The sequence below is a fragment of the uncultured Chitinophaga sp. genome (genome assembly GCF_902168175.1).
Classification (GTDB): Bacteria; Bacteroidota; Bacteroidia; order Chitinophagales; family Chitinophagaceae; genus Chitinophaga.
The window spans coordinates 1-23791 of the sequence record NZ_CABHOU010000050.1 but is presented as its reverse complement, the minus strand read 5'-3'; the positions used below and the strand labels follow the sequence as shown (position 1 = coordinate 23791).

26 protein-coding genes are annotated in these 23791 nt (G+C 47.1%); 13 read left to right on the top strand and 13 right to left on the bottom strand.

All coding sequences use genetic code 11. The features are described 5' to 3' along the window. Window positions 1-362: 362 nt before the first annotated feature. The 3 genes from QZT80_RS10155 to QZT80_RS10145 form a co-directional block, all read right to left on the bottom strand. Window positions 363-1271 (bottom strand): AraC family transcriptional regulator, encoded by a 909-nt coding sequence (locus QZT80_RS10155; RefSeq protein WP_295121367.1) that lies wholly within the window; start codon window positions 1269-1271, stop codon window positions 363-365. A gap of 14 nt (window positions 1272-1285) precedes the next feature. After that, on the bottom strand, window positions 1286-1639 hold the full coding sequence (locus QZT80_RS10150; RefSeq protein WP_295121365.1) for a hypothetical protein: 354 nt from the start codon (window positions 1637-1639) through the stop codon (window positions 1286-1288). 70 nt (window positions 1640-1709) lie between these two features. Continuing rightward, a complete protein-coding gene (locus QZT80_RS10145; protein WP_295121364.1) occupies window positions 1710-2501 on the bottom strand; it encodes an SDR family oxidoreductase in 792 nt (263 codons plus the stop codon). A 166-nt stretch (window positions 2502-2667) separates the two neighbouring features. On the opposite strand from QZT80_RS10145, the gene QZT80_RS10140 reads away from it, so the two are divergent. The 3 genes from QZT80_RS10140 to QZT80_RS10130 all read left to right on the top strand — a co-directional run bounded on the left by QZT80_RS10140 (window position 2668) and on the right by QZT80_RS10130 (window position 6132). Beyond that, window positions 2668-3528 carry an AraC family transcriptional regulator gene (locus QZT80_RS10140; RefSeq protein ID WP_295121362.1) on the top strand — a complete coding sequence of 287 codons (861 nt, stop codon included), beginning with the start codon at window positions 2668-2670 and terminating at the stop codon, window positions 3526-3528. Window positions 3529-3594: 66 nt separating this feature from the next. Further along, entirely contained in the window at window positions 3595-4584 is a 990-nt protein-coding gene (locus tag QZT80_RS10135) for an aldo/keto reductase (protein WP_295121360.1), read from the top strand. Between the two features lie 417 nt (window positions 4585-5001). Next, the gene (locus QZT80_RS10130; RefSeq protein ID WP_295121358.1) at window positions 5002-6132 is read left to right on the top strand and encodes a PAS domain-containing sensor histidine kinase; all 1131 of its coding nucleotides are present in this window, start codon (window positions 5002-5004) and stop codon (window positions 6130-6132) included. A 7-nt stretch (window positions 6133-6139) separates the two neighbouring features. Here QZT80_RS10130 and QZT80_RS10125 read toward each other — a convergent pair whose 3' ends face one another. From QZT80_RS10125 to QZT80_RS10115, 3 genes are all read right to left on the bottom strand, one after another. Beyond that, a complete protein-coding gene (locus QZT80_RS10125; RefSeq protein WP_295121356.1) occupies window positions 6140-6538 on the bottom strand; it encodes a response regulator in 399 nt (132 codons plus the stop codon). 155 nt (window positions 6539-6693) lie between these two features. After that, entirely contained in the window at window positions 6694-7182 is a 489-nt protein-coding gene (locus tag QZT80_RS10120) for a hypothetical protein (RefSeq protein ID WP_295121354.1), read from the bottom strand. 10 nt (window positions 7183-7192) lie between these two features. Then, complete coding sequence (locus QZT80_RS10115; RefSeq protein WP_295121352.1) at window positions 7193-8335, bottom strand: zinc-dependent alcohol dehydrogenase; 1143 nt, start codon at window positions 8333-8335, stop codon at window positions 7193-7195. 199 nt (window positions 8336-8534) lie between these two features. On the opposite strand from QZT80_RS10115, the gene QZT80_RS10110 reads away from it, so the two are divergent. Next, entirely contained in the window at window positions 8535-8822 is a 288-nt protein-coding gene (locus QZT80_RS10110; protein ID WP_295121350.1) for a DUF892 family protein, read from the top strand. Between the two features lie 355 nt (window positions 8823-9177). Next, a complete protein-coding gene (locus QZT80_RS10105) occupies window positions 9178-9429 on the top strand; it encodes a hypothetical protein (RefSeq protein ID WP_295121349.1) in 252 nt (83 codons plus the stop codon). Between the two features lie 200 nt (window positions 9430-9629). Here QZT80_RS10105 and QZT80_RS10100 read toward each other — a convergent pair whose 3' ends face one another. Then, window positions 9630-10196: a ferritin-like domain-containing protein gene (locus QZT80_RS10100; RefSeq protein ID WP_295121347.1), complete on the bottom strand. Its 567-nt coding sequence runs from the start codon at window positions 10194-10196 to the stop codon at window positions 9630-9632. 221 nt (window positions 10197-10417) lie between these two features. On the opposite strand from QZT80_RS10100, the gene QZT80_RS10095 reads away from it, so the two are divergent. Continuing rightward, on the top strand, window positions 10418-11074 hold the full coding sequence (locus QZT80_RS10095) for a DUF6766 family protein (RefSeq protein WP_295121345.1): 657 nt from the start codon (window positions 10418-10420) through the stop codon (window positions 11072-11074). A 4-nt stretch (window positions 11075-11078) separates the two neighbouring features. On the opposite strand, the gene QZT80_RS10090 is transcribed toward QZT80_RS10095, so the two are convergent. The 3 genes from QZT80_RS10090 to QZT80_RS10080 all read right to left on the bottom strand — a co-directional run bounded on the left by QZT80_RS10090 (window position 11079) and on the right by QZT80_RS10080 (window position 12968). Beyond that, window positions 11079-12149, bottom strand: a complete 1071-nt coding sequence (locus QZT80_RS10090; RefSeq protein ID WP_295121343.1) for a 3-oxoacyl-ACP synthase III family protein — start codon at window positions 12147-12149, stop codon at window positions 11079-11081. A 412-nt stretch (window positions 12150-12561) separates the two neighbouring features. Further along, window positions 12562-12729: a hypothetical protein gene (locus tag QZT80_RS10085; RefSeq protein ID WP_295121341.1), complete on the bottom strand. Its 168-nt coding sequence runs from the start codon at window positions 12727-12729 to the stop codon at window positions 12562-12564. A 32-nt stretch (window positions 12730-12761) separates the two neighbouring features. Beyond that, on the bottom strand, window positions 12762-12968 hold the full coding sequence (locus tag QZT80_RS10080) for a hypothetical protein (protein ID WP_295121339.1): 207 nt from the start codon (window positions 12966-12968) through the stop codon (window positions 12762-12764). Window positions 12969-13174: 206 nt separating this feature from the next. On the opposite strand from QZT80_RS10080, the gene QZT80_RS10075 reads away from it, so the two are divergent. After that, entirely contained in the window at window positions 13175-13864 is a 690-nt protein-coding gene (locus QZT80_RS10075) for a DsbA family protein (protein WP_295121337.1), read from the top strand. 141 nt (window positions 13865-14005) lie between these two features. On the opposite strand, the gene QZT80_RS10070 is transcribed toward QZT80_RS10075, so the two are convergent. Both QZT80_RS10070 and QZT80_RS10065 read right to left on the bottom strand, forming a co-directional pair. Next, window positions 14006-15979 carry a sigma 54-interacting transcriptional regulator gene (locus tag QZT80_RS10070; protein WP_295121335.1) on the bottom strand — a complete coding sequence of 658 codons (1974 nt, stop codon included), beginning with the start codon at window positions 15977-15979 and terminating at the stop codon, window positions 14006-14008. Between the two features lie 6 nt (window positions 15980-15985). Next, window positions 15986-18433 (bottom strand): histidine kinase dimerization/phosphoacceptor domain -containing protein, encoded by a 2448-nt coding sequence (locus QZT80_RS10065; RefSeq protein ID WP_295121333.1) that lies wholly within the window; start codon window positions 18431-18433, stop codon window positions 15986-15988. Window positions 18434-18746: 313 nt separating this feature from the next. Between QZT80_RS10065 and QZT80_RS10060 the strand changes: the two genes are divergently transcribed. The 5 genes from QZT80_RS10060 (at window position 18747) to QZT80_RS10040 (ending at window position 22405) form a co-directional block, all read left to right on the top strand. After that, window positions 18747-18971, top strand: coding sequence for a 2TM domain-containing protein (locus QZT80_RS10060; RefSeq protein WP_295121330.1), 225 nt, complete (start codon window positions 18747-18749; stop codon window positions 18969-18971). Window positions 18972-18977: 6 nt separating this feature from the next. Continuing rightward, the gene (locus QZT80_RS10055) at window positions 18978-19547 is read left to right on the top strand and encodes a cupin domain-containing protein (RefSeq protein WP_295121327.1); all 570 of its coding nucleotides are present in this window, start codon (window positions 18978-18980) and stop codon (window positions 19545-19547) included. A 14-nt stretch (window positions 19548-19561) separates the two neighbouring features. Beyond that, window positions 19562-20134, top strand: a complete 573-nt coding sequence (locus QZT80_RS10050; RefSeq protein ID WP_295121325.1) for a carboxymuconolactone decarboxylase family protein — start codon at window positions 19562-19564, stop codon at window positions 20132-20134. Window positions 20135-20184: 50 nt separating this feature from the next. Continuing rightward, window positions 20185-21696, top strand: a complete 1512-nt coding sequence (locus QZT80_RS10045; protein WP_295121322.1) for a DJ-1/PfpI/YhbO family deglycase/protease — start codon at window positions 20185-20187, stop codon at window positions 21694-21696. 70 nt (window positions 21697-21766) lie between these two features. Then, window positions 21767-22405 (top strand): NAD(P)H-binding protein, encoded by a 639-nt coding sequence (locus tag QZT80_RS10040; protein ID WP_295121319.1) that lies wholly within the window; start codon window positions 21767-21769, stop codon window positions 22403-22405. Here QZT80_RS10040 and QZT80_RS10035 read toward each other — a convergent pair. Further along, window positions 22402-22989 carry a sigma-70 family RNA polymerase sigma factor gene (locus QZT80_RS10035; protein WP_295121316.1) on the bottom strand — a complete coding sequence of 196 codons (588 nt, stop codon included), beginning with the start codon at window positions 22987-22989 and terminating at the stop codon, window positions 22402-22404. The two genes, QZT80_RS10040 and QZT80_RS10035, sit on opposite strands and share 4 nt — an antisense overlap. A 111-nt stretch (window positions 22990-23100) precedes the next feature. Here QZT80_RS10035 and QZT80_RS10030 point away from each other — a divergent pair. After that, window positions 23101-23791: FecR family protein (locus tag QZT80_RS10030; protein WP_295121312.1), on the top strand; the 691-nt coding region annotated here is incomplete at its 3' end.

Genomic DNA, 23791 nt, shown 5'->3' with positions numbered 1-23791 from the left:
ATAGCTTATCTTTGGCCATTCGCACTAAAAAAGATGCGGATGCTTTTATGGCTGAAATAGATGCGATCAGAAAAAAGAGAGATTAATGATTTGTAGTAAGATAAAAGAAAATGGGCCGCAGATTTGCAGCCCATTTTCTTTTATTGCTGGTCACAACGTTCCTCACGACAAACGATGCAAACTGCGGTATTGTTTCGTGAGTTCCCCTCCAGATTACCGAAAGTTCCGTCAAAGTACTATCATCAATAGCATACGTAGCCAGAACTTATTATAGAAGGCCCGGAAACTTCGAAAACTGAACAACAAAATGGAGCGTAAGATATCAGGGCTGCCCCTATTCACCCAATACCTCAACACAAGCCTCAGCTAAAAGACTGCCGGAACTCTAAAGGTGATTGCTGCGTTTTGCTTTTGAATAATTTGCTGAAAGATTGAGAATGTTCAAACCCTAACTCATAGGCGATCTCACTTACAGATATATCTGTGGTTGATAGTTTTTCCTTTGCCTTCTCTATCAGTTTTTCATGGATGATCTGCTGTGTTGTCTGCCCGGTGAGCTGCTTCAATAAGCTACTTAAATATTTGGAAGATATGTTCAGTTTGTTAGCCATGTATTGCACATTGGGCAACCCGTTTGAAAGCAAACTCTCGTTATTGAAATAATCCGTCAACACCTCTTCTACCTGGTTTAGTATTTTGTGATTGGTAATCTTACGGGTTATAAACTGTCGTTGATAAAAGCGTTCCGCATAGTTCAGCAGCGTTTCCAGATGTGAAACAATAATATCCTGGCTGAATTTATCAATATTTGAATGATACTCGTTCCTGATATTTTTTATAATATCATTTATTACAGCCTCTTCTTTATCAGAGAGAAACAGGGCCTCATTGGTGGAATAACCAAAGTATTCATATTTCTTTATTTTCTTTGCCAGCGACGTGTTCCATAAAAAATCAGGATGTATAAACAACATCCAGCCCTGGAGATCAGGCGGCACCCCGCCTTCATCACCACGCAATACCTGGCCGGGCGACATAAAAGCCATTAACCCCTCATCGAAATCGTATTTCTGTTGCCCGTATAAAAGAGAGTCGCAGCCTCTTTTTAACGACACAACATATAAATCAAATACAATGGCATCGATATCCGAATCGTTTCTTAGTCCTTCCAGGTCAACAATCCCAATGAGTGGATGATGCGGTTTGGGAAGTCCCATTAAACGGTGTATTTCCGTTATGGATTTTATTCTATAAGGTTTTGAACTGGCCATTGTACAAAGTTAGTTTAATTTTTAAACGGATATTTCAGCCATATCATTATTACCGGCATCGCCAAAAACGGAATTTCTATCAAAGTCATTTTTAAATTCCCTGCACGTAATGCTAACGCCATTATCAAAATAACAGACATCGCGTTCAGTACATTGCCTAAGAAAAATGTTTTAGGAATCAGTAATAGTACTCCAATCACTATAGTCAGAAAACCAAACAACGGAATGACCGGGCCCATAATGCCTAATTCACTCATCATTTTAACTGATCCGGGGTTATTTTTATAGTTGAATGTGTCCCAACCATGTTTAAAACTGAGCGATACGGACACGATCAATAATAATAAGGAAATTATACTCTTTGCCATTTATTTAAAAGATTATAGGTGTTCGTAAGTAATATGAAAGAATGTTCTTTTCATACCGGATAAACTATTTTTACTGAATGCGTTTCCCCTTGTTAAGCTGCTTAAATTTATTGAATTCTTTATGCCCAAACCTAATGAGCAGTCCAGGCAGTATCCTGCTTACCGTTTTTATCACGCCAACCAGAAACGGTTTTATCTCCGGCTTATCATTCAGCAATCCTTTAATGACAATATTTACCATTTTGTCTGCATCCATCATCATGGAGGGATTTGGCGGAAGCACCCAATCATTTTGAAGATTGGTATTAACGCCCGGAGGGATCACGTCAAACACTTTTACATTCGTATCCTCCAGTTGCAAACGTAAGGCCTGTGTAAAAGCGCGGACCCCTGCTTTAGAAGCACTGTAAACGGGGGCACACGAATAGGCCATAAACGCAATACCCGATGAGATGTTCACAATTGCAGCTGATTTTTTAGTGAGCAAATGAGGCAGGAACTGGTATGCCATCTGGATAGTTCCCGTGAGATTTGTGGCCACTTCAAGGGAAACATTTTCCAGGTCAAACGTCGTATCCTGCAAATCCATCAGTCGCATAAGCCCTGCATTGTTGATGATGATATTAAGATCAGGAAACTGTTGTGTAACATCTTTATATAATTGTTCAATGTCTTTTGGTTTACTGACATCACTTTGAAGAGTGTGAACTTTTGGAAACCGCTTTCCTGTTTCAGCCAATGAGTCGGGGTTACGCCCGGTAACGATGACCTTTGCCCCTTGTTCGGTGAACTGCTTTACCATCTCTAAACCAATTCCGCTTGTTCCCCCTGTTATAAGAACTGTACTGTGTTTTAAATCCATTTTTCCTGATATTTTGTTAATGCAAAGGTGGGCCATTAGCCAGTAAGTGGTGTAGTCAAAAGTCGCAATGATGTAGCCGAAAAGTAGTAAAGGGCGGATACGGGGTGGCATAACCTTGCTGCCAGCTACATTTGATGTAACTTCATTTCGTCTAACATTAACGGATATGAAGAATGTAAAAACGCTACTTGATGAGCATAAGCAGAACGACAACCTGCCCATCCGGGTCGTTTCCCCCGGTTTTGGACATCTTCCCAGGGAGATTACAGATCAGGTTGCGCTGACCCATCGTTCACCATATTATTTTATATTGTTTATGGTAAGCGGTTGTGCCCGGCATAGTGTAGATCTTGAAGCGTTTGATATCGAAAGTAATCAACTACTGATCGTGCGTCCGCACCAGCTCCATAGCTTACCCGCCTCGGGGCATGGCACCGATTATTACAAACTAGGCTTTGATGAAAACTGTCTTGCCCGCTTACCCAAACAATATCCGTTTTTAATTAATCCTTTAAACCAACAGAAGATAAGCGTTGCTCCGGAAAGTGCTGCCAGGTTCAAAGCCATCTTCGAAATGCTCATTGGTTTATTGAGCGCTCCCGATACCGATCCTGAGCTTATACTGGCGCACCTTCACAGTTTGCTGACCGAGATTAATTCGGCATATTCAGCTACCAGTAAAACGCCGGCTAATGAGCACCTTTCTAAGTATATAAATTTCCAGGTGTTTGTCGAAGACAACCTGACCGATCATCCTACCATTAAAAACATTGCAGGTGAACTTGCCTTGAGTACAGATCGTTTATACCAGATCGTTAAACAGCATTCCGGGCTTTCCCCCAAAGAGTTTATTACGCAACGCCTTATACTGGAAGCCAGGCGGCGGATATCCTATGGTAAAAGCTTATCAGTGAAAGAACTTGCCTTCGAACTCGGCTTTAATGACCCTGATTACTTTTCGCGATTATTTAAAAAAGTAACCGGGAAAAATGTAGCGGCATTCTTTAAAGATCTGTCCGGAAGTTAACAGGTTTTGTCCGGCAGCATTCGTTCTGTTTCCACGAATTTTGTTCATGAAATCAAATTCAGCACAATGAACAGAAAACTAGGAAAAAACGGACCGCTGGTTTCGTCAGTAGGTTTAGGCTGTATGGGTATGTCGGGAGCTTACGGACAGTCAGACGACAAACAATCTATTGCCACTATCGAAAAAGCACTTGAATCAGGACATAACTTTCTAGATACAGCAGATTACTATCTCGCCGGCCATAACGAAGGGCTGATCGGGCAGGCAATCCTGGGCAAACGCACCAAGGCCTTTCTTTCTGTCAAAACCGGTCAGCTGGTTGCCCCGGGCCCCAACGGCGCTATGGGACCAGGCCCCGTAACAGGCCGCCCCGAGTACGTACAAAACGCAGTAATGTATAGTCTTAAGCGACTTAAGACTGACTACATAGACCTCTATACGCTGGCGCGCGTCGACCCAAACGTACCCATTGAAGAAACAATTGGTGCAATGAAAGACCTGGTACAAAAAGGAGTAATCCGGTATATTGGACTGTCGGAAGCATCTGCACAAAGCATACGCAGAGCTGCGGCAGTGCATCCCATCACAGCCCTGCAGATTGAATATTCACTTTGGAGCCGCGATATTGAAGCGGAAGTGCTGCCCACTATAAGGGAACTCGGCGTTGGCCTTGTGGCTTACGCGCCGCTAAGCAGGGGTTTCCTCAGCGGGGAATATGAAAAACCGGGCGATTTAAAAGATGGCCGTGCTTTTATGCCACGTTTCCAGGGTGAAAATTTTTATAACAATCTGAAGTTGGTAGAGAAAATTAAATCGCTGGCATATGCAAAGGGTTGTACACCATCGCAACTGGCAATTGCCTGGGTACTTGCCCAAGGTGAAGATATTATTGCAATTCCCGGCACTAAGCAAATCAAAAACCTGGAAGAAAACATCGCATCCGATAAGGTAAGCCTTACTGCTGAAGATTTACAAAGCATTGAAGCGATCATGCCTGCGGGAAGCGTATCCGGCACCAGGTATCCCGAAAAATTCATGAACAGTCTAAACAAATAAATGCTCCACACGGGAATGCAGGTTCTTATCAGAGGCAGTACGGGAAATCGCATTATCATTTAAATGTGCCAGGCAGCACAGCAATTTTGCATCAGTTCCGAACGGTTAAGGCCCAAAGCCTTTACTTTTACCGGTATCGTACCCCTGGTTACCTCCGGCACCGGCCTGTTTTTTTTGATCCTGAACTGGCCGGGGCCTCCTGGCGTATATGCCAAACCCCATCAGACGCATTCAAAAAAATTGCTCCCTAGACCTCCGGTGCGATCGCGGGTAAAATGAATTTACATCCCGCGCCACTTATCCTCACCAACAAATAAACTCTTAAAGACCAGACTGCTTGCTTAAACTTTGTCATATCGCGCAGACATTGTATTTTAACGGCCAGTTAAAGCAAATTTACCATATACAAAGACGCACATGATCCCTTCAAACGATGACAAGCTTTATCAGAAAATGATCGAAGAGATTGAGGACTACGCCATCTTAATGATTGACGTTGATGGGATAGTTGTAAACTGGAACAAGGGCGCAGAAAAAATAAAGGGCTATAGCCATAGTGAGATCATCGGGAAAAGTTTCCGCAACTTCTACCTGCCGGAAGACCAGGAAAAACAATTACCGGAACGATTGATTCAAATTGCGAAGACAGAAGGCAGGGCGACACAGGAGGGGTGGCGTGTAAGAAAAGATGGCAGCCGCTTTTGGGGCAGTATCGTGATAACTGCGATCCATGATGAGGATTACAATGTGATCGGCTTTACCAAAGTAACACGCGATCTGACGGAAAGGAAAAAAGCTGAAGACCAGATACAGCGATATGCGAAGGAACTGGAAGAACAGAATAAGGAGTTACAGCATTTCGCTTACGCGGCCGCTCATGACATGAAAGAGCCTGTGCGTAAAATCATGTTCTATGTCAATTCCGTTTTGGAAAGCAGCGTGCTGCCGGCAGCATTGCCTGAAATGCGCTATCTGGAAATGGCCGCCAAGGCTTCGGAGCGCATGCGCATCCTCATCGATGATATACTGAGCTACACAAGGAGTTCTACTGCGTCGGACCCTTTAAAAGAAACGGATTTGAATGATGTGCTGGCGGAGGTGTGCCTTGCGCATGAAATAGCAGTAAAAGAAACAAAAGCCCAAATTGAAGCCTCGCCCCTACCCCGTATTAAAAGCATACCCTTTCAAATCTACCAGCTTTTCGACAACTTACTCGGAAATGCGATTAAATACCGGCACAGCAACAGGGCGCCCCATATAAAAATCGCATTTGAAGAAGTAAATGCAGACGCAGCAGGTATACCCGGCTTACTTAGCGGGCAGCGCTATAACAAGATATCGTTCACTGACAATGGGATTGGGTTTGAAGCAGAAATGGCCGAAAAGATATTTGAGATCTTTGAACGGTTGCATGGCAGGGAGCAATATCCGGGCAACGGGATTGGTCTTGCTTTATGCCGGCGCGTAGTGCAGAACCATGGTGGCACGATCATCGCCTCGGGCTTCCCGGCCGAAGGGGCGAGATTTGACATTTACCTGCCTGCATAAACGCCTGTTAAAAGTTGCCCAGCCTAATTACACGCTCCACGATAATACGGAGTTCTGCCTGGCTGGCTGGCTTCTGAATATAGTCTGTTGCGCCCCTCCCCACACACGCTGCCGCGTCCTTAGGCTGCATCGACGTACTCCATACAAGTTTAGGAATGCCCGCGAGCTGCGATTGTTCCGTAATTATGAGTAGAACATCGGCCGCGTTCAGGAAGGGCATTTTATAATCCAGCACAATAAGACTGGGTAAATTTGCCGCATCACACTTCTCCAGGAATTCTACAGCGGCGCGGCCATCGTCTACAGTCTTAATAGCAACGCCCGGGCGAACGGCCCGTATCCCGTCCACCAGCATGGAAGTGTCTTCCTGGTCATCATCTGCGATAAATATGTAAGACTCAATCAAAGATTATCTGTTTTTGGCCAATAAAAATCAATTATAGTAAATAATTAAGAGATAAAATAATTGATGATACCCCCCTAGCAAAGCGCATCCGTCATTGAAACGGGCGATGTGGAGACCAGTTTATGTAAAAGCGTTTAGCTTTAGTCATCCTGCCCCTACTTGCGCTTATTTCGCTGTACGACAGCTAAGATAACCAGCGCCCCAACGGCCGCCAACATCAACCCTTTACGTATCACCCCTGCCCGATTATACTTCCACTCTGCTTTATAGCCCTTTTCCGCAATTAAATCAGGAATTTGACCTTTCTTAACATCATCCACCAGTGCCTCGACCATCTGTACACGATCTGCCAACAATAAAGGCAGCCAATGGCTGAAACTGCCCTCACTATAACGGAACGCATAACGCCTCATTGCTCCACTAAGGCCTTCGGGAGGCTGACCGGTACCAAATACCGCCGTTACTCCCGGCCGCTCATTGGAGTGCAGAATCTCATTAGTAACCGGTTGTAGCGTAGGACGATCATAGTTAAGCCTCTTATGATCGTCACCCGTGTACTTTTTCATCGGGTAGGTAGGTTCATTTTTCGGGTCAGCATCAACGCCCCAACCTTTAATATGACCGAATAATTCTTTGTTTTCCATATAGCTAATTTTATGGGATGAGTACCGTTTTAATACAGTTATCAAGTTTAGAAGAAAAAATTCTGTAAGCATCGGGCACCTCAGCGAGTGGAAGGCGATGTGTGATCAATCCTTTAGGGTCAACGTGGCCTTTTTGAACATGATCGATCAGCCTTGGCAGCAGGCGCTTTACGGAAGCCTGGTTTGCGCGGATCGTAAGTCCCTTATTTACCACATTACCGATCGGTACCATATTCGTTGTTGGCCCATAAACGCCCACTATTGAGACAATCCCTCCCTTTTTCACCGAATTAATAGCCCAGTGCAGTGCTGTAGCCGAACCCGCCTGCAACATTAACTTACGGCCGGTAATCGTCTGCAACGCGCTGCCGGCAGCCTCGCAACCTACTGCATCAATGCATACATCGGCACCGAAAAAGTCTGTCGTCTTTTTAAGAAACAGCACCGGGTCTTCCAGCGACTTGAAGTTATAAGCCTCACACTGTGCATACTGGCGGGCAAATTCCAACCTGTACTCAATGTGATCGATAACTATCACTCTGCCCGCGCCAAACAGCCAGGCACATTTAGCCGCCATGATGCCTATGGGGCCAGCCCCAAATACGACTACTGTGTCGCCCATTTTAATACCGCCCATTTCCGCAGCCTGGTAACCTGTCGGAAATACGTCCGTAAGCATCACCGCATCATCCATATCCATCCACTCTGGAATAACATAAGGCCCAACATCGGCATAAGGTACACGCACGTATTCCGCCTGGCCGCCATTGAAGCCGCCAGCCGTATGGGAGTATCCGAATATTCCTCCAACAGCCGTTGCCTCTGGATTAGATTCGTGACAGTTACCAAATAATTCCTGCTTACAAAACGGACAGGCACCACAAGCGATATTAAACGGAACCAGCACATTGTCGCCGGTTTTTAAGCGGGTTACCTCACTACCGGTTTCCACAACTGTCCCAATAAATTCATGGCCGAAAGTGGTGCCAATCCGGGTATCAGGAACCATGCCATGATACAAATGAAGATCGGAACCGCATATGCACGAGCGGGTCACCTTCACAATAGCGTCCCCCGGATGAAGGATTTCCGGATACGGCATATCCCGGTCGGCACGGATGCGGTAGGGACCGCGATAGTTCATAGCAAGCATATTTATCTTTTTAAATTAGAGAAAAATTATTCTAAACGCCCGCATGGGTAATCAGGCCTACACCATTCCTATCTTTCACAACAGGTCAGGATTATCGTGCCAATCGGCATTGTACAGCCTGGCAAGCTTTGCATGTTGTGCGTGGGTACGGCTTTTGCTATAACTTTCCTTGTGCCCAAATGGACATACATCATAACTCATGGGGCTCCCTGCTGAGGCAGAAAATTGCATAGGCCTTCAGGGACTTTTCGATGAGGGCTGGAAAGTAATTGACGAAACTGAAGATGGGAGTACACAGCGCGATGTAGCACTCATCATCGCTGCGCAGAAGGTGGAACACTATGAAATTGCATCTTATGGCAGCCTCGCAACGCTCGCTACCACGATGCAGCAACCAGAAGTAGTTAAAAACTTCGCAAGGTCCTTAAGGAGGAGAAAGATACAGATGCATTGCTTACTATTATCGCCGAAGGTAAAATCAATGTAAAAGCAGGCGAAGAACCTGCTTAGAACACATGTTAGCGATAAAGACCTTAAATACTTAACACGTTATCCAAATTCATGAAAAACGTTACCACGACTGGTCTGGATAGGTTTTACCCCGGCTTAAACGTCCGGCCAGATCAAATATCAGGTTTTCTTCAATCGGGCGACACTTTGTTTGTACTTTCTTTGAAAGGCTGTGTCATTACACGCTTCTTCCCTGAAAATGCTGCTCAATTTCTGGAATGGCTCCGGGCAAACGATATCAGGAAAGTAGGGTAGCGAAAACAGGGTGCCGTCAAGTAAGCCGGATGCACCTTTATGCGTTTAATTTTCACGTACTGTTAAAAAGGTATTCTATGAAACTGAGTGAGGGCCTGATTAAAAAACTAACGCAACCATTTGCTCCTTCCACTATGGTTGAACTGTCTTTTAAAGGAAACGACCTGTCCGTTAAAACCGACGAGCAGGGCCAGGCCATCCTGTTGTTTATAGGAAAGCGAGGTGAAGATGGCAACGTAAAAGGTGAACGTTATGCACGCCGGTTGAAATATGACAGGGACGGTACGTTGATAAAAGACCACTGGGAACTAAAAGGGAAAGCTATATAACCGGCATTCCTGTAAATAGCGAAGGGCTTACGCTTTGTAAGCCCTTCGCTATTTATACAAAAAGAGATTACTGTGTTCTGCCATCCGGGGCCACGCCCCCGGCATACCCCCGCCATTAAAGCCAGGATAAAGAACTTGTCACCGAAGTCCCGGCTCCACCAATTAATGTAGATCTGTCCCGTAGGTACTAATACCTTGGCTCAGGCTTCTTCCTCCTGTTCAGCAGCCCAGTTTATATTGCCTTCTGCAATGCCTGTCAGGATCTCGTCGGTATCTTTTTCTTCCTGCAGGGTTTCGGCCAGGATATCGGCGGCATCCTGCAGCCCCAATGTTACGGAAAGTTGCACAAGGCTGCCATAGGTGGCAATCTCGTAGTGTTCCACCTTCTGCGAAGCAACGATAATCGCAACGTCACGAGTCATAGAACCATCTTCGGTATCTTCCACTACGCTTTCCCCCTCTTTAATAAGGCCCTCCATGGCGTCACATTTTTTAGCCTGGGCTTTCTTACCTAACAATCCAAACACCTCTTCCAGACGTTGAACCTGTACTTTGGTTTGTTCGATATGTGTTTTAATTGCAGCTTTCAACTCTTCGGTTGTAGCAGCTTTCATCAGTTTGGGTAACGCTTTGGTGAGGTTTTTCTCTGCCCAGTAAATGTCTTTCAGTGCATCTGTAAAAAACTTCATCAGTTGAGTATTACCTTCAGCAGCACCGGCCGAAGATGGCCTCTTTTTACTACGAGTAGCGGTTTTTGCCTTTGCCATAGTTAAATGTTTAAAGGCAAGAAAACAAACGATATGCCGGGCCGTTTTTTTGCCGATCCCCGGCCTACAGACCCATATATCATTTAAAGTTGTAGAAGTATATACACACAATACCGCAACCGAACAAACGGAAGAGAAACGCCGGTACTATTTCAGCAGCAGCCGAAAAGGCGCGAAGCATAAAAGTCCTGTTGGTATGCTTTTAGGGGCGCATCATTAATATGAAAAAGCTTCTCCGGAACAACAGTTTGTCCATTGTGTTTTTCTTGCTATTTATCGTTGCCTGGGTGGCCCAGGCATGTAGCGGTTTTGCCAGTCACAATGATGACAGGATGCAGGATGAGCAACCCCCCATCACATTCTCTGCCTACCTCCAATCAGGGCATTTTATTCAAGCCACCTTTGAAAACTGGGAAAGCGAGTTTTTGCAGATGGCATTATTCGTAGTACTCACCATCTCGCTACGCCAGAAAGGCTCGTCTGAATCCAAAAAAATCGGAGAACCTGAGGAAGTGGACCGCCAACCCTCCCCTGGCCGAAAAGGTGCGCCATGGGCAGTTAGGAAGGGTGGATGGGTGCTGTTTCTATACAAAAGGTCGCTCTCGCTCTCGCTGTTTTTTCTGTTTATGATTTCATTTGTGTTACATTTTTATGGAAGTTTTAAGGACGAGAACGAGCAACTCACTAACAAAGGACTACCGCCCGAGCCAGTAAGCAGCTATATAGCTGATAACAGGTTCTGGTTCGAATCTTTCCAGAACTGGCAGAGCGAATTTTTGTCTGTTTTCGCGATAGTAGTGCTTTCTATATACCTGCGAGAGAAAGGGTCTCCCCAATCGAAGCCAATTGATGCATCAAATGACGAAACAGGTGAATAAAAGGTTACATCCTGTAACACACCGCATTTATATTCATCCCCGCGCCTACGGAAGCGAAAACCACTACATCACCTTCAGCCACCTCGTGTTCTGGAATGAGTTTCCTTTTAACCATGTCAAGCAGTGTAGGCACAGTAGCAACGGAGCTATTGCCGAGTTCCCGGATATTCATTGGCATAATATCTCCGGGAACGGTTGCCTGACCGTAAAGCGCATACAGCTCTCTGACAATCGCATCATCCATCTTTTCATTAGCCTGATGGATGAAAATCTTTTTCACCTGGTTTAAGGTAACGCCAGCTTTGTCCAAACACGCCTTAATAGCCAAAGGCACATGAAGAAGCGCGAACTCATACACTTTACGGCCCTGCATTTTGATATATCGTATACGGGCATCTGAGCCGGGGTAGTTCGACTTACCCATATTGATATAGTCCAGCTCTTTCATTGCGTAGGACTGCGCGACAGTTGCGAGAATACCTGCCTCACCGTTTTCTCTTGCCTCTACCACACATGCGCCGGCACCATCGCTAAAAATCATGCTGTCACGGTCATACACGTCAATAACGCGACTTAACGTTTCGGTGCCCACTACCAGGCAACGTTTGGCATCACCTGCGGCAAAGTAAAGATTTGCCTGGATCAGGCCCTGCAACCATCCGGGGCATCCGAACAAGATGTCATAAGGTATACACGACGGATTATGAATGCCCAGCCCATACTTCACACGGGACGCTAATGACGGAACTGCGTCCGTTTGTATGGTATGTTTGATGACATTACCGAAATTGTGGGCCACAATTATATAGTCGAGCGTTTCAGGATCTATGTTAGCATCTTCGATTGCCTGCCTGGCTGCCAGGCAAGCCATTTCCGATGCATTGATGTCTTCACCTGCATACCGACGCGCCGCTATACCAGTTATTTTTTCGAACTTCCGCACGATCTCCCCTGCTGCATTTGGAATGGGCTCCTGTTCATTCGTGTAAAAATCGCTGGTAGAAAACGCCTGGTTATTCTTGATAAATGCAGGAACATAACTACCTGTTCCTGTAATAACGGTCCGTATTGTCATGAATGTTCTTTTTCCAGGATAAATAATAATAAGCATACATGCATTCCCGCCATTTCGATAATGGCAACTGCACTATTTGTGTAGTTTACACACATGCTCACGTATTGCCAAAAGCTTACCTTTTGAGCGGTAAATATGCACAAAAATCTTGCAAAATAATAACTGATCGGTCAGCTAAGCCCTACAAATGAATGATTCCTGTTGCTTATTAATATCCCCGCACCGGGAACATATTTATCCGGATGTTCGCATTAGTAATACAAAAAGGGCGGCACTCCTGCCGCCCACGTTCTAATCATATCCAAATCATCTGTTGCCAATGCAACTTTATGTTATACTTACGACCATGTTATAACAATCTTAAAAGCCGATACCGGTTTTTAATGCCCGGCACGAGTGCATGATCGCGGGATCAGTAGTTCTCCACCAACGCCACCATCTGCAAAATCTGGTCAGTTAATTCCCCCATTGTAATGCCTTTCCAAAAAACACCAATATTCAGTTTGCGGTAATCTTCCATTTCATCATTCGCTGTACTCGTGGTGAATAATACGGCGGGGACTTCCTGAAATTCATCCATAGCCCGGATATGTTTCAGTGCATGAAATCCATTTAGGACGGCATATTATAATCCATTATGATCAGTTCCGGAACAGGATTACCATTCCTTACGGACTTTAAATAGTCAATAGCCTCCTTGCCATTGCTGGCGTGAATGAGTTTATATCCGGGACGTACTTTAGCCAACGACTCCTCGAAGAAATAGTAATCGTCGGGATCATCTTCAGCATACAGAATAAATTTAGGTTCTTCAGTCATGGTTTATGATTTCTGAGTTAAACGCACATAAAAACTGTTGTGTCGGTTTCACCTAGAGGTCATGTATTATCCTGCCATGATGGCCTTGTACCAAATTTAATATAATCTGGCCTATATCTTACATTTTAATTTAGCAACCTGTGCTATTGATCGGGGACAGGTTTTTGCTACTTATACAGTAATTAATCTAAAAGGAGGAAATGTAGTTGAAAGAAAAACGGTTAAGGAAAGAGAAGGTGCAGTTAAATATCATCTATTTTACCGATCCTCTTTGTTGTTGGAGTTGGTTGTTCGAGCCAGCCTGGAGGCGGTTACGCAATATGCTTCACCCGGTACTTACCTATCAACACTGCATGGGTGGAATGCTGCCATCGTGGGATGTGGACAACGGCACCGCGAATGCGGTGAAAACAGCCGTAAAGATGGGGCAGCTATGGCGGTCAGCAAAACGGGAATCCGGCACTTACATTAACGACCAGTTGTGGTCTGAAAATCCACCCGCCTCCTCCTATCCTGCCTGTATAGCGGTAAAAAGCGCGGGTATGCAGTCGTTATTAGCTGAAGAGCTATATCTGTATAAGTTGAGGAGAATGGCGCTGGTAAAAGGCAGGAATATCGCCGAAAAACAAGTATTACTGGAAGCGGCGCATGAACTAGAGGATGAACGACCGGAGGCCTTTAATTATGACACATTTCTGAAGCATCTTACTTCACAGGAGGTACTAAACCTTTTTAAAAACGATTTGAAGCAGGTGCGGGCACTCGGTATTTCCCGTTTCCCATCACTACTTATCAGTGTAAAAGGAAAAGAGCAGGCCGTCATCTTAAGCGAAAACTGCACTTACGACACCGTGATGGCAGCGATAGACAGTCTGATAAAAAAGGTAGAGGCCTGACCCCGGGCGGGGAAATATTTCTCATGATTAGGGAAGGTCAAAACCAGCAGTGGCCTTTTTTACGATAGGGGCTAATGCACAGGGCAGTTACCCGTAATCAGGATGGCGAACGAGTTTATACTGATTGCTATTCATTCGGGGCTATTGGGAGTTAAACCCTTCTCCTGCCTCAAAAAAATCCTGTCTCTTAATATTCAACTTCACCATCTTCGACTCCAGCGTAGTGGGTTTGATCTTCATCAGTTCCGCAGCGCCGTCATTACCCCGTATCCGGCCTTTTGTTTTTTTAAGGATGGAAACAATATAGTCGCGCTCTGTTTCGCGGTGCATGTGCTTAATTTCGTCGATCGTATTGGCAGGGCCTGTGTTGAGCTGCGGGGTGGCGGGTTGAAGCTTACGGGCCAGCTGTAAAGGCGACTTACCGTCATTGAGTACAACGGATTGTTCAATAATATTTTCGAGTTCCCGGATGTTACCTGGCCAGTCGTAATCATTTAATGTGCCGAGCATAGAAGTGGCAATACCGTTGAAAGGTTTATTAAACGACTGGCAGAACCTGTTGGCAAAGAACAGCGACAGTGCTTCGATGTCTGACTTACGTTCCCGCAGTGGCGGGAGGGTAATCGGAAATACGTTCAGGCGGTAATAGAGGTCGAGCCGGAAGTTACCTTCTGCCACCTCTTTTTCTAAGTTCCGATGCGTGGCCGCCACAACCCGTACGTCTATTTTAACCGGCGAACGGCCACCGACATACTCAATTTCCCGTTCCTGCAATACGCGCAGCAGCTTCACCTGCATAGGCAGCGGCAACTCTCCTATTTCGTCCAGGAAAATGGTGCCGCCATGGGCGAGCTCGAACTTACCTTTTCGTTTTTCAATAGCACCGGTGAATGCGCCTTTTTCGTGCCCAAACAATTCGGACTCTATAAGAGTTGGGGGAATGGCGGCGCAATTCACTTTAATGTAAGGCCCCTGCTTCCTGGGCGAAAACTGGTGGATAGATTGCGCCACTCTTTCTTTGCCGGTGCCGCTTTCACCCAAGATGAGTACGGACGTACTGTAATTGGCTACCTGCGAGGCAAGATCGAGTGCTGCCAGGAACAGGGGATGATTGCCAATAACACCGTTAAAGCCGGATGATTTCGCATTATCTGTTGTGCTTCGGCGCGAAGTAACCGGATGGTTTTTAACGGGACCGGCCGTGGTGCTATAATAAGTTTCTTTTCCGACCAACTCTTCCAACGCTGGCTTCAGGCGACCCAGTAAAACCAGGTGATCGTTTGTATAAGCGCCAGGTTGCCTGCTGTAAAAGGAATACAGTACCGACAGGCCGTAACCCAACGACACCGGGAACAACAGGCAGGACAGCATGCTGAACTGATCGGACATCAATTGCTGTAAAGAACCTTTGGCAACTGCATCCACGTTAAGCATCACTGGCTGATTTACGGTCGGAGTGTTATGCGTTACCGAGGCGAGGTGCTGCTTAGTTAAACCTGTAATAGTGAGCAGCTCATTTTCACCTACGAACTGGTATTCATTAAAACCGATGCGCAGGTACCCGATATCGCTTAGATGTTCGCCGTCGGGCGGCCTTAATCCGGTAGACATATAATCAAAAGGAATGAAGGGCTGCATCGCCCTTACCACCTTTTCCAGTTTCACGGGAGCGTCTGAATGTTCATTGCTGATGGCAGTTAATTGCTTCTGCAATTGCTCTTCCTGCCTTAACTTCGATTCCAGGCTATGTGTGTGCCGGTACCACGCAATATCCAGCGTAACCAGCATATCCTGCTCCCGGAAAGGTTTTACCAGGAAACCATAAGGCTCGGTCGTTTTAGCTTCTTCCAGCACTTTCTGGTTGGAGTTGGCCGACAGGTAAACGAAGGCGATATTTTCTGCCTTCAGTTTTCTCGCGAAGTCGATGCCTGTAACGGCACCCTCTAAACGAATATCGAGGATCACCAGGTCGGGCTTCCTTTTCAGCAGGTATTCCTCCGCTTCTTCAGCCGATGCAGCGATGCCCATTACCTGGTACCCGGCCTGCACCAGGATCAGCCGTACATCATTGGCAACGATAAACTCATCTTCTACTATCAGTATACTTCTGCTCATAACATGCTAATTGTTGGACACCTCTTCGGAAAACATTTTATGGACCACGGCAAAACGGACTGTGATATGTAAACCATCATGATTGATCATATTAAAACGTCCCTTCAGCTGCTTCGCCAGTCCCCGTATCAGTTCCAGCCCAAGGGAGTTATGTTCCATCATATCAAAATCCACCGGCAGGCCAATGCCATCATCGGTGATATTTAATACCAGGTGATCCGGGTCGTCATGTAGAAGGCTTACTTTCACCTGTCCTTTTTTTCCATCCGGGAAAGCGTATTTGATCGCGTTTACAATGCATTCATTGATGATGAGGCCCAGCGGTATTGCCTGCGAAACATCCAGCGCTGTTTCCTCCACCTGCTGTTCAAAAATGATCCGGCCCCGGGTGCCCAGGGTATCCTGTACATGACTCACCAGCTCGTTGATATATTCCAGCATGTCGATGGAGGCTATATTGTCTGACTGGTAAAGTTTCTGGTGAATGAGCGACATGGCATATACCCTGCGTTTACTATCCTGGATGGCGGTGAGCGCCGCGTCATTATTAATATATACAGATTGCGAATTCAGCAGGCTCATTACGATCTGCAGGTTGTTTTTTACGCGGTGATGTATCTCCCTTAACAGCCATTCCCTGTCTGTAAGCAGGTGTTGCAACTGGCTGTTCTTTTGTGTGATCACTTCATTACTCTTTTGTTTCAGCCGGTTTTGCCGGTAAAGCAGGGCGGCAATTATGACAACAGCACCAACCGCGCCCAGTACAAGGTTTCGTACTAGCGTGGCCTGGCTGGCCTCCTTATTTAAAGAGGCGATCATATCTTCCTTTTCCTCTATTTCGTAGGTGACCTGTAGTTCTTCCGCCTGCCTCACTTTCGTGACCCGGAAATTAGCATCGAGCAACTGTGTATACCTCTTATAATGTGCCACTGCCGATTCATGGTCGCCCAGTGCCGAATCGGCGCTAATCAGCCAATTGTAAGAAACCAGGCTGGCCGACAATTCCCCGACCCCGGGCGCAGCAGTTTCGAAACGCTTTTCAAACCACACCCTTGACTTTTCGTACTGCTTTTGCTTATAATAAAGCATGGCAAATCCATCAGTGATAAACTTTCTTCTTATAGGCCCGCGGATCGTTTCCGCAATGCTTTCCAGCGAATCCATCTTGTACAGGCACATCTCCAAAGGAGCCAGGCTATCGAGCCGCATGTAGCAGTTAAAAAGTGCAGAATAATAAAAAAGATGATCCGTTACGCACGACGGAGGCGCTACCCGCTTCGCAATATCAAATGTTAAGTCGAGCGCCTCCCGGGCCCGCCCCTTGCGCCCCATATCATTCAACACTGCAAGCAACACATTAAACACCGCCGGGTCACGGTCGATGAGATACCTGTCGATACTTTTATGTGCGAACCTGACCGCCTCATCCTGCCGGCCTTCTATATCATAAAGATTCGACAACCGGGTATAGAAAGCTCCCCACCCAATACTATCCCGGCTGCGCTCCGCGACCTCGATGGTTTGAAACGTATAACGAAGGGGCTCGGAAAACTTGCCCTGAAACAGCGTAGTCATTGCCATGGCCTCCGTCATGTAATGCGTGTAGGGGTAACCGATACTTTGCGCCAGGGTATATGCCTGTAGAAAAACATCGTGCGCCTGCTGCAACTGCCCCGTAACCACTAACATATAGCCCATGTCTGTAACCACCGATATCTCCGCTTCTACATTACCCAACGCTTTATAGAGCGTGGCTGCTTTCTGCAGATCGGCCACTTTGCCGAGCAGGGTAGCCGCCGCAGGTTTCATATGAATACCACGGTAGGCAAAAGCCCTGGCTTCCATTTCCCTGTCGCTGGCCTTGCGGCTTTGATCGATCAACACATTATAAATAGAATCGCCTTTCGGATCATTTTCCTGGACGTACATTTTGGCCAGCAGGCAAAGTGCGATCCGTCCCAAACGGCCTTCCTTTAACGCTTTACTTTCCGATACGGCCAGGTTTAAAAAGTACTCCGTACTATCACGGTACTTGTAATAGGTACCCGGCTCAAACGCATAATAGGCACCTAACAGCAGCAATGATTGCAGGCGCTTTCGTCCGCTGGTTTTGGCAAGCAACCTTACACCTTCACCTGGATCGTGCCGGTCGATCCACTTCGACTCATTGCGCAACTCCGCATCTGCAATACCTTCCGCCAGCACGAGGTAGCGGCTGATGCCCAACGACCGGCTGGCAACATACAGGCAACTGTCGTGGCCAACCTGCCCTTCCTTGGCAACAACGATAAACGTAGAACTTTGCAACAGCAGTAACCGCTGCCATGATTCTTTTTGCTGAACAGGGGGAGTATAATAGATGCGTGTATCAACAGGTACACCCGGAGTATGGGAGCATCCGATTATAAGTAACAGCGTACTAAGTACCACACACATCGAAATTATTTTGGGCATCGCTTTTATTTAAGTATATAATCGCTGGGGGTTGGAATCGCAGAAGTATCACAGGGCCATCGAAAGATAATAATTATCAGACAAAACAAACTACATTTTTCACCTGAACAATCAACGCTATAAGCCCTACTACTCCGAATCTTCGGAGTTTATCAACCGAAACTCCAAATGTTCGGAGCAGCATATGGGCGGCGCTCATCCTTATACACGAAATACATCATACATATTTTCCTGATCACACACCAATCATGCAAGGCTAACTTACTGCGCGATGAATGGCATATAACTAGCCTTATGCTGCCAAACTAATTGTATGACACATCAAACCGACTGGAGCGCTGCTCCATCCATTAACCCCAGGAAAGGCTTCAGGATACACCTGCTCGTGTTCCTGCTTGTAACACCGGTCATCTGGCTGGTATGGTATGTTACCGACAGAAGTTATCCCTGGCCGGTTTGGTCGACCCCCGCATGGGCAATAGGCGTACTGTTTCATTACCTGGGCGTGTTTGTATTCAAGTCTAAAAAAGCTAAATAACACGTCATGAACCAGATAACTACCAGTTTCCGGCGCATTGTAACAGGGCATGATGCAGCAGGGCAAGCGATCTTCCTATCAGACGCCCCGCCCTTAAACAATCAACTCGTGGGCGGGCCGGGCGGCCCTACCTTCACAGAGGTTTGGCATACCTCCGAAACACCGGCCCTTATTACCGCCCGGCCGAAAGACAGGGATGAACAAGGCCTGGTGTTGCCGCCGCCGAAAAACGGCACCCGCATCCGTGTGATCACCTTTCCACCGGAGGGAGAAGAGATACGAAAACTGACGGGCGCTGCTGCGGCGGATAAGTTTAGGGAGATGGGTGATGAGCAGGCCTCAACGGGGGGCGAAAGTGCGCCGCATCCCTTAATGCACCGCACTAAAACGGTGGATTACGGCATCGTGCTGGAGGGAGAAATCACCCTTATACTTGACCGGGACGAAACAACCATCTATGCAGGCGACATTGTTATACAGAACGGCACCAATCACGCCTGGGCCAACCGCTCCGGCGAAATATGCCGTATGGCTTTTATCCTGCTCGACGGCGTGCCGGACGAACACTTCTTATAATTCAACATCATCACATGCGCATTACTCCTCTTCCACCAGCACAACTCAGTGCCGAGGCCCGTTACGTACACGACGAAATTGCCGGCCTGATAGGCCGCAGCCAGGGCCAGGTAAATATGCAGAATGCAGAAGGCGCATTGTTAGGCCCCTTTCCTCCCATGCTGCAATACCCGCAATTTGGCACAGCGGCACTCAGCTTCCTGCGAACGCTCGATACACACGCCACCATCGATAAACGTGTGCGTGAAGTAGTGATACTAACTGTAGGCGCAGCATTTAACGCCCGCTTCGAATTATACGCCCACGAAATAATGGCGAAGGCTTTGGGGCTGACACCCCACGTAATCGCTGTACTGGCGGCCGGAGGCACCCCATATGGTTTAACAGAGCAGGAAAACATCGCTCACCATATTGCCTCCATACTGGCCGCGGGGCGTGCAGTGCCTGCATCAATGTATAATCACGCAACAGATTTATTTGGCAGCGATGGCGTAGCGGAAATATTCTTCCTGGTGGGGGGCTACAGCCTTATCGCCATGATCTTAAACGGGTTCGACATTTCTGCACCCGAAAATGACCTGGCATAACATCTAACCCAAGGTGAACCTTTACATGCTCACTTTCTAAAAACGAAGTAATGACAGCTAACATCCTAACATCGATATTCAGAAGAGCAACGGCTTTGTATATCCTTATTCTCTCCCTTCCCGGAAACATCCTGGCCCAAAGCCCGGAGGCCATAATAACAAAATTTGGGGTTGACAGCGGCCAGGAAAAAGCATCACGCGAAGCGCTTGCCACGTATGTGCAGCAGGCACTTCGCCACGAAAGCAATATAATGGCCGAAGCCTACTATGAACCGGAACAACCATCTGTCCTTTGGCTGATAGAGCGATGGCACAGCAGGGCGGGACTGGATAACATGCGCAGCGTTACGCCACTGAAATTAACCGCCCAAAGAACGATCCATATCACCGACCTGGAGCCGCTCTCCAAACGGGAATGGAGACGGGCAGCAGCGGCAGCAGACACGCCCATCACCATCATGTTATTTGTAGATAGCAAACCGGGAACGGAAAGTATATTCAGGAACGTGTATCATAGCGCCATGCCACAGTTCCGCGGAGAACCGGGCGTTATCAACTACCAATTGTCGCAGCTCGTGGCCGACAGTTCGCAATTCGTGACCTACGAGAAATTCCGTAACGAAGCCGCTTTCCAATATCACCTGAACTTCCCGCCCATCCGGCCCGTCATCGACTACCTGCAGACAAATATTAAAAGCCGGCCCTTCCAGCAGGGACTACACCGGCTCATTGCACTTAAGTCTTTAACTCACATTAAAACGAACAACATGAAAAAAATGAATCCAACATGGGTGGCAACTACCGTAAGCGTATTTTCCGCATTAACCGCGGGAGGGCAGTCGACCGATCATCAAATGACCGTATTAAACCAACTGGCATCGCCCACCGCAGTGGTAAATATGCCCGTTTCGCAGCTGTTAAATGCACCTGGCAACGAGGCGTTAAGAGCTTTCTTTTTCGACCCGATAAAAGATGCCACCATATTGAAAGGGAAAAAGATCGCTGTGATCGCTGCAGATGGTTTCGAAGAAATCGAATTACTGGGGCCCGTATGGTATTTCAGGCAACTGGGTGCGCAGGTAGACATCGTGGCACCGAAATTCGTACCAGCCCCGGAGCGATATGGCCTCGTACAACCCGAAATGGCGAAAACACACATCATGGCCATCCAATACCTGCAACCCACAGGCTGGATCAAATTCGACCGCACAGCCGACCAGGTAAAAGTAGCGGACTATGATGCAGTGTTCATACCCGGTGGCGCCTGGAACCCGGACAACCTGCGTTACGACAAAGACGTGATCAAATTCATACAAGACTTTAATAAATCCGGCAAACTTATCGCCGCCATCTGTCATGCGCCGGTGGTACTGGCCTCTGCCGACATATTGAAGGGAAGAAAACTCACCGGCTACTGGAATATACAGGTCGATTTAAAAAATGCAGGCGGCACAGTGCTGGAAGAGCCGGTTGTGGTAGACGGCAACCTGATTACCAGCAGGCATCCTATCGACGTGGCCGACTTTTCCAGGGCAGTAGAGAACTGGTTGAAGAAAAAATAAGCGCATGCACACACCGCCCGGAACGCCGGCCGTTCCGGGTTTCCTACTTTATTTAACCCATCTGCATAAAATGACTGCATTGATTATAGGCGCCACCGGTGCAACAGGCAACGATCTCGTACAACTGTTATTGAACGATCCCGCTTATTCCAGGATCGTTGTATTTGTGCGCCGCCCAACCGGCATCATCGATCACAAGCTGTTCGAGGTGCTTACCGACTTCTATAAAGTGGAAGACGTAGCAGAGTTTATCAAAGGGGATATATGGTTCTCCTGCCTGGGCACTACGCGTAAAGCCGCCGGCTCCCGCAACAGCCAATGGCAAATCGATTATGAAATCCCGGTAAAATTTGCACAGATAGCGAGAAGGAACGGCGTCTCCACGGCAGTACTGTTATCTGCCTATGGCGCGTCTTCGGCGAGTAATGTTTTCTATTCAAAGATGAAAGGGGAACTGGAGGAGCGTATTGACGCATTGAAGTTTAACCGGTACATCATTTTTCGCCCCGGCTTACTGGAACGTAAACACAGCGACCGTACCGGAGAACGCCTGTTTACCATCCTGCTAAAAATAATGAATACCCTCGGCATAGCACGGCGGTTTTGCCCTTTACCGACGATGACGCTGGCTACTAAATTGTTGAAAGCCCCGAAAGTACTGAGCGGCGGGCGGCATGTGATTGAACTGGAGAAGATTTTTACGTTTTAATTAGCAAGATTGGAAATCTCCCACGAAACGATCACCATCATGGCAAGCAAGGCGGCTTCGTTATAACGAAAATGCCGGAACTCCTTTTGCAGTGCTTTCAATGCCAGGTTCATCTGCTGTTCTACGCTGTGTACGCTGATATTCATACGGCTTGCAATTTCCCGGTGGCTTAACCCCTCTTCCCGACAGAGTAAAAATATTTCCCTCCGGCGTTCGGGCATAGTTAACAGCACTTTTTCAATGCCTGTACTTATTTCTTTAAAGGTGAGCTGGTCGGTGGTGGTATTCGCCCCTTCCGCCGGCTGCAATTTGCCCCATCCGTCAAGTTTGCTTTGCTCGCTGAGTTCCTTCCGACAATGGTCGATCAATTGCCGTTTAGCAATAGTATAAAGCAATGGTAAATAGTTTTCCTCCTCGTTCAGGGTATCCATTTTTTCCCATAGGGCAACATACACATTCTGCACCAGGTCGTCGGTAAGGGCATCATTTTTTGCCGTTAGGCGATGTAGAAAATAGAAAACCTTTCCATACGTATCCGTATAGACTTTCTCGAAAAGGGCCGTATTTCGCGTATAGCCGGGCATGTGTTGCTCCGTCAAAAGTAGCTATCCAATGTGAACAAATTGTAAACTCCCAAAATGCCTATAAGGCAAGTGCGTCCGCAAACGATAAATAGATATAGAACATCAATTATCATGGACCTTAGATTATTAGATCGATACTTTACCGGGAGTAACTGTTCGCCTGCAGAACTGCAGGAAATTAAGCAATACCTGGAACATCCCGACCACCTGCTGGAGGAGTATTTATCAGGTGAATGGCGCCAGGCGGGTGGGTTGGTGAATGAGGACCGCAAGCAAAAAAACCTGCGCCGTATTATGGCGGCTACGGCACAGTTGCCCGTGCAGGAAATACGGCCCAGGCGATGGAAAGGCTATTGGGCTGCTGCGGCCATCCTGGGGATCGTACTACTCGGAAGCCTGATAATAAACAAAAACCGCATCGACCATACTTCCACTATAGTTGCCAGTAAGATAACCTGGAAAACGATGCGAAATGGCAGTGATAATGTTCAGTTAATCACGTTACCGGAAGGATCGAGGGTATGGTTAAACAGCCGTACCGCAATTAGCTACCCTGCCGATTACGGAGCCAGGAACAAACGGGAAATCCACCTCTCGGGTGAGGCCTATTTCGATGTGATGCACGACGCCCGCCGGCCTTTTATTATTCATACAGACAGTTTACAAACAACCGTACTGGGAACATCCTTCGCGATAAGGGCATGGCCGCATACTCCTTATATACAGGTTGCACTGGTTAAAGGTAGTGTGAGGGTGACGGGCTACAATGGCACTTTGAAAGAAACGCTGGTCCCAGGCGACC

Bases quoted from the DNA above. Each gene is read 5' to 3' on its own strand.
- QZT80_RS10155 (WP_295121367.1), bottom strand. From the start codon at position 1,271: ATGGCCAGTTCAAAACCTTATAGAATAAAATCCATAACGGAAATACAC.
- QZT80_RS10150 (WP_295121365.1), bottom strand. From the start codon at position 1,639: ATGGCAAAGAGTATAATTTCCTTATTATTATTGATCGTGTCCGTATCG.
- QZT80_RS10145 (WP_295121364.1), bottom strand. From the start codon at position 2,501: ATGGATTTAAAACACAGTACAGTTCTTATAACAGGGGGAACAAGCGGA.
- QZT80_RS10140 (WP_295121362.1), top strand. From the start codon at position 2,668: ATGAAGAATGTAAAAACGCTACTTGATGAGCATAAGCAGAACGACAAC.
- QZT80_RS10135 (WP_295121360.1), top strand. From the start codon at position 3,595: ATGAACAGAAAACTAGGAAAAAACGGACCGCTGGTTTCGTCAGTAGGT.
- QZT80_RS10130 (WP_295121358.1), top strand. From the start codon at position 5,002: ATGATCCCTTCAAACGATGACAAGCTTTATCAGAAAATGATCGAAGAG.
- QZT80_RS10120 (WP_295121354.1), bottom strand. From the start codon at position 7,182: ATGGAAAACAAAGAATTATTCGGTCATATTAAAGGTTGGGGCGTTGAT.
- QZT80_RS10115 (WP_295121352.1), bottom strand. From the start codon at position 8,335: ATGCTTGCTATGAACTATCGCGGTCCCTACCGCATCCGTGCCGACCGG.
- QZT80_RS10110 (WP_295121350.1), top strand. From the start codon at position 8,535: ATGGGGCTCCCTGCTGAGGCAGAAAATTGCATAGGCCTTCAGGGACTT.
- QZT80_RS10105 (WP_295121349.1), top strand. From the start codon at position 9,178: ATGAAACTGAGTGAGGGCCTGATTAAAAAACTAACGCAACCATTTGCT.
- QZT80_RS10100 (WP_295121347.1), bottom strand. From the start codon at position 10,196: ATGGCAAAGGCAAAAACCGCTACTCGTAGTAAAAAGAGGCCATCTTCG.
- QZT80_RS10095 (WP_295121345.1), top strand. From the start codon at position 10,418: ATGAAAAAGCTTCTCCGGAACAACAGTTTGTCCATTGTGTTTTTCTTG.
- QZT80_RS10090 (WP_295121343.1), bottom strand. From the start codon at position 12,149: ATGACAATACGGACCGTTATTACAGGAACAGGTAGTTATGTTCCTGCA.
- QZT80_RS10085 (WP_295121341.1), bottom strand. From the start codon at position 12,729: ATGGATGAATTTCAGGAAGTCCCCGCCGTATTATTCACCACGAGTACA.
- QZT80_RS10080 (WP_295121339.1), bottom strand. From the start codon at position 12,968: ATGACTGAAGAACCTAAATTTATTCTGTATGCTGAAGATGATCCCGAC.
- QZT80_RS10070 (WP_295121335.1), bottom strand. From the start codon at position 15,979: ATGAGCAGAAGTATACTGATAGTAGAAGATGAGTTTATCGTTGCCAAT.
- QZT80_RS10065 (WP_295121333.1), bottom strand. From the start codon at position 18,433: ATGCCCAAAATAATTTCGATGTGTGTGGTACTTAGTACGCTGTTACTT.
- QZT80_RS10060 (WP_295121330.1), top strand. From the start codon at position 18,747: ATGACACATCAAACCGACTGGAGCGCTGCTCCATCCATTAACCCCAGG.
- QZT80_RS10055 (WP_295121327.1), top strand. From the start codon at position 18,978: ATGAACCAGATAACTACCAGTTTCCGGCGCATTGTAACAGGGCATGAT.
- QZT80_RS10050 (WP_295121325.1), top strand. From the start codon at position 19,562: ATGCGCATTACTCCTCTTCCACCAGCACAACTCAGTGCCGAGGCCCGT.
- QZT80_RS10045 (WP_295121322.1), top strand. From the start codon at position 20,185: ATGACAGCTAACATCCTAACATCGATATTCAGAAGAGCAACGGCTTTG.
- QZT80_RS10040 (WP_295121319.1), top strand. From the start codon at position 21,767: ATGACTGCATTGATTATAGGCGCCACCGGTGCAACAGGCAACGATCTC.
- QZT80_RS10035 (WP_295121316.1), bottom strand. From the start codon at position 22,989: ATGCCCGGCTATACGCGAAATACGGCCCTTTTCGAGAAAGTCTATACG.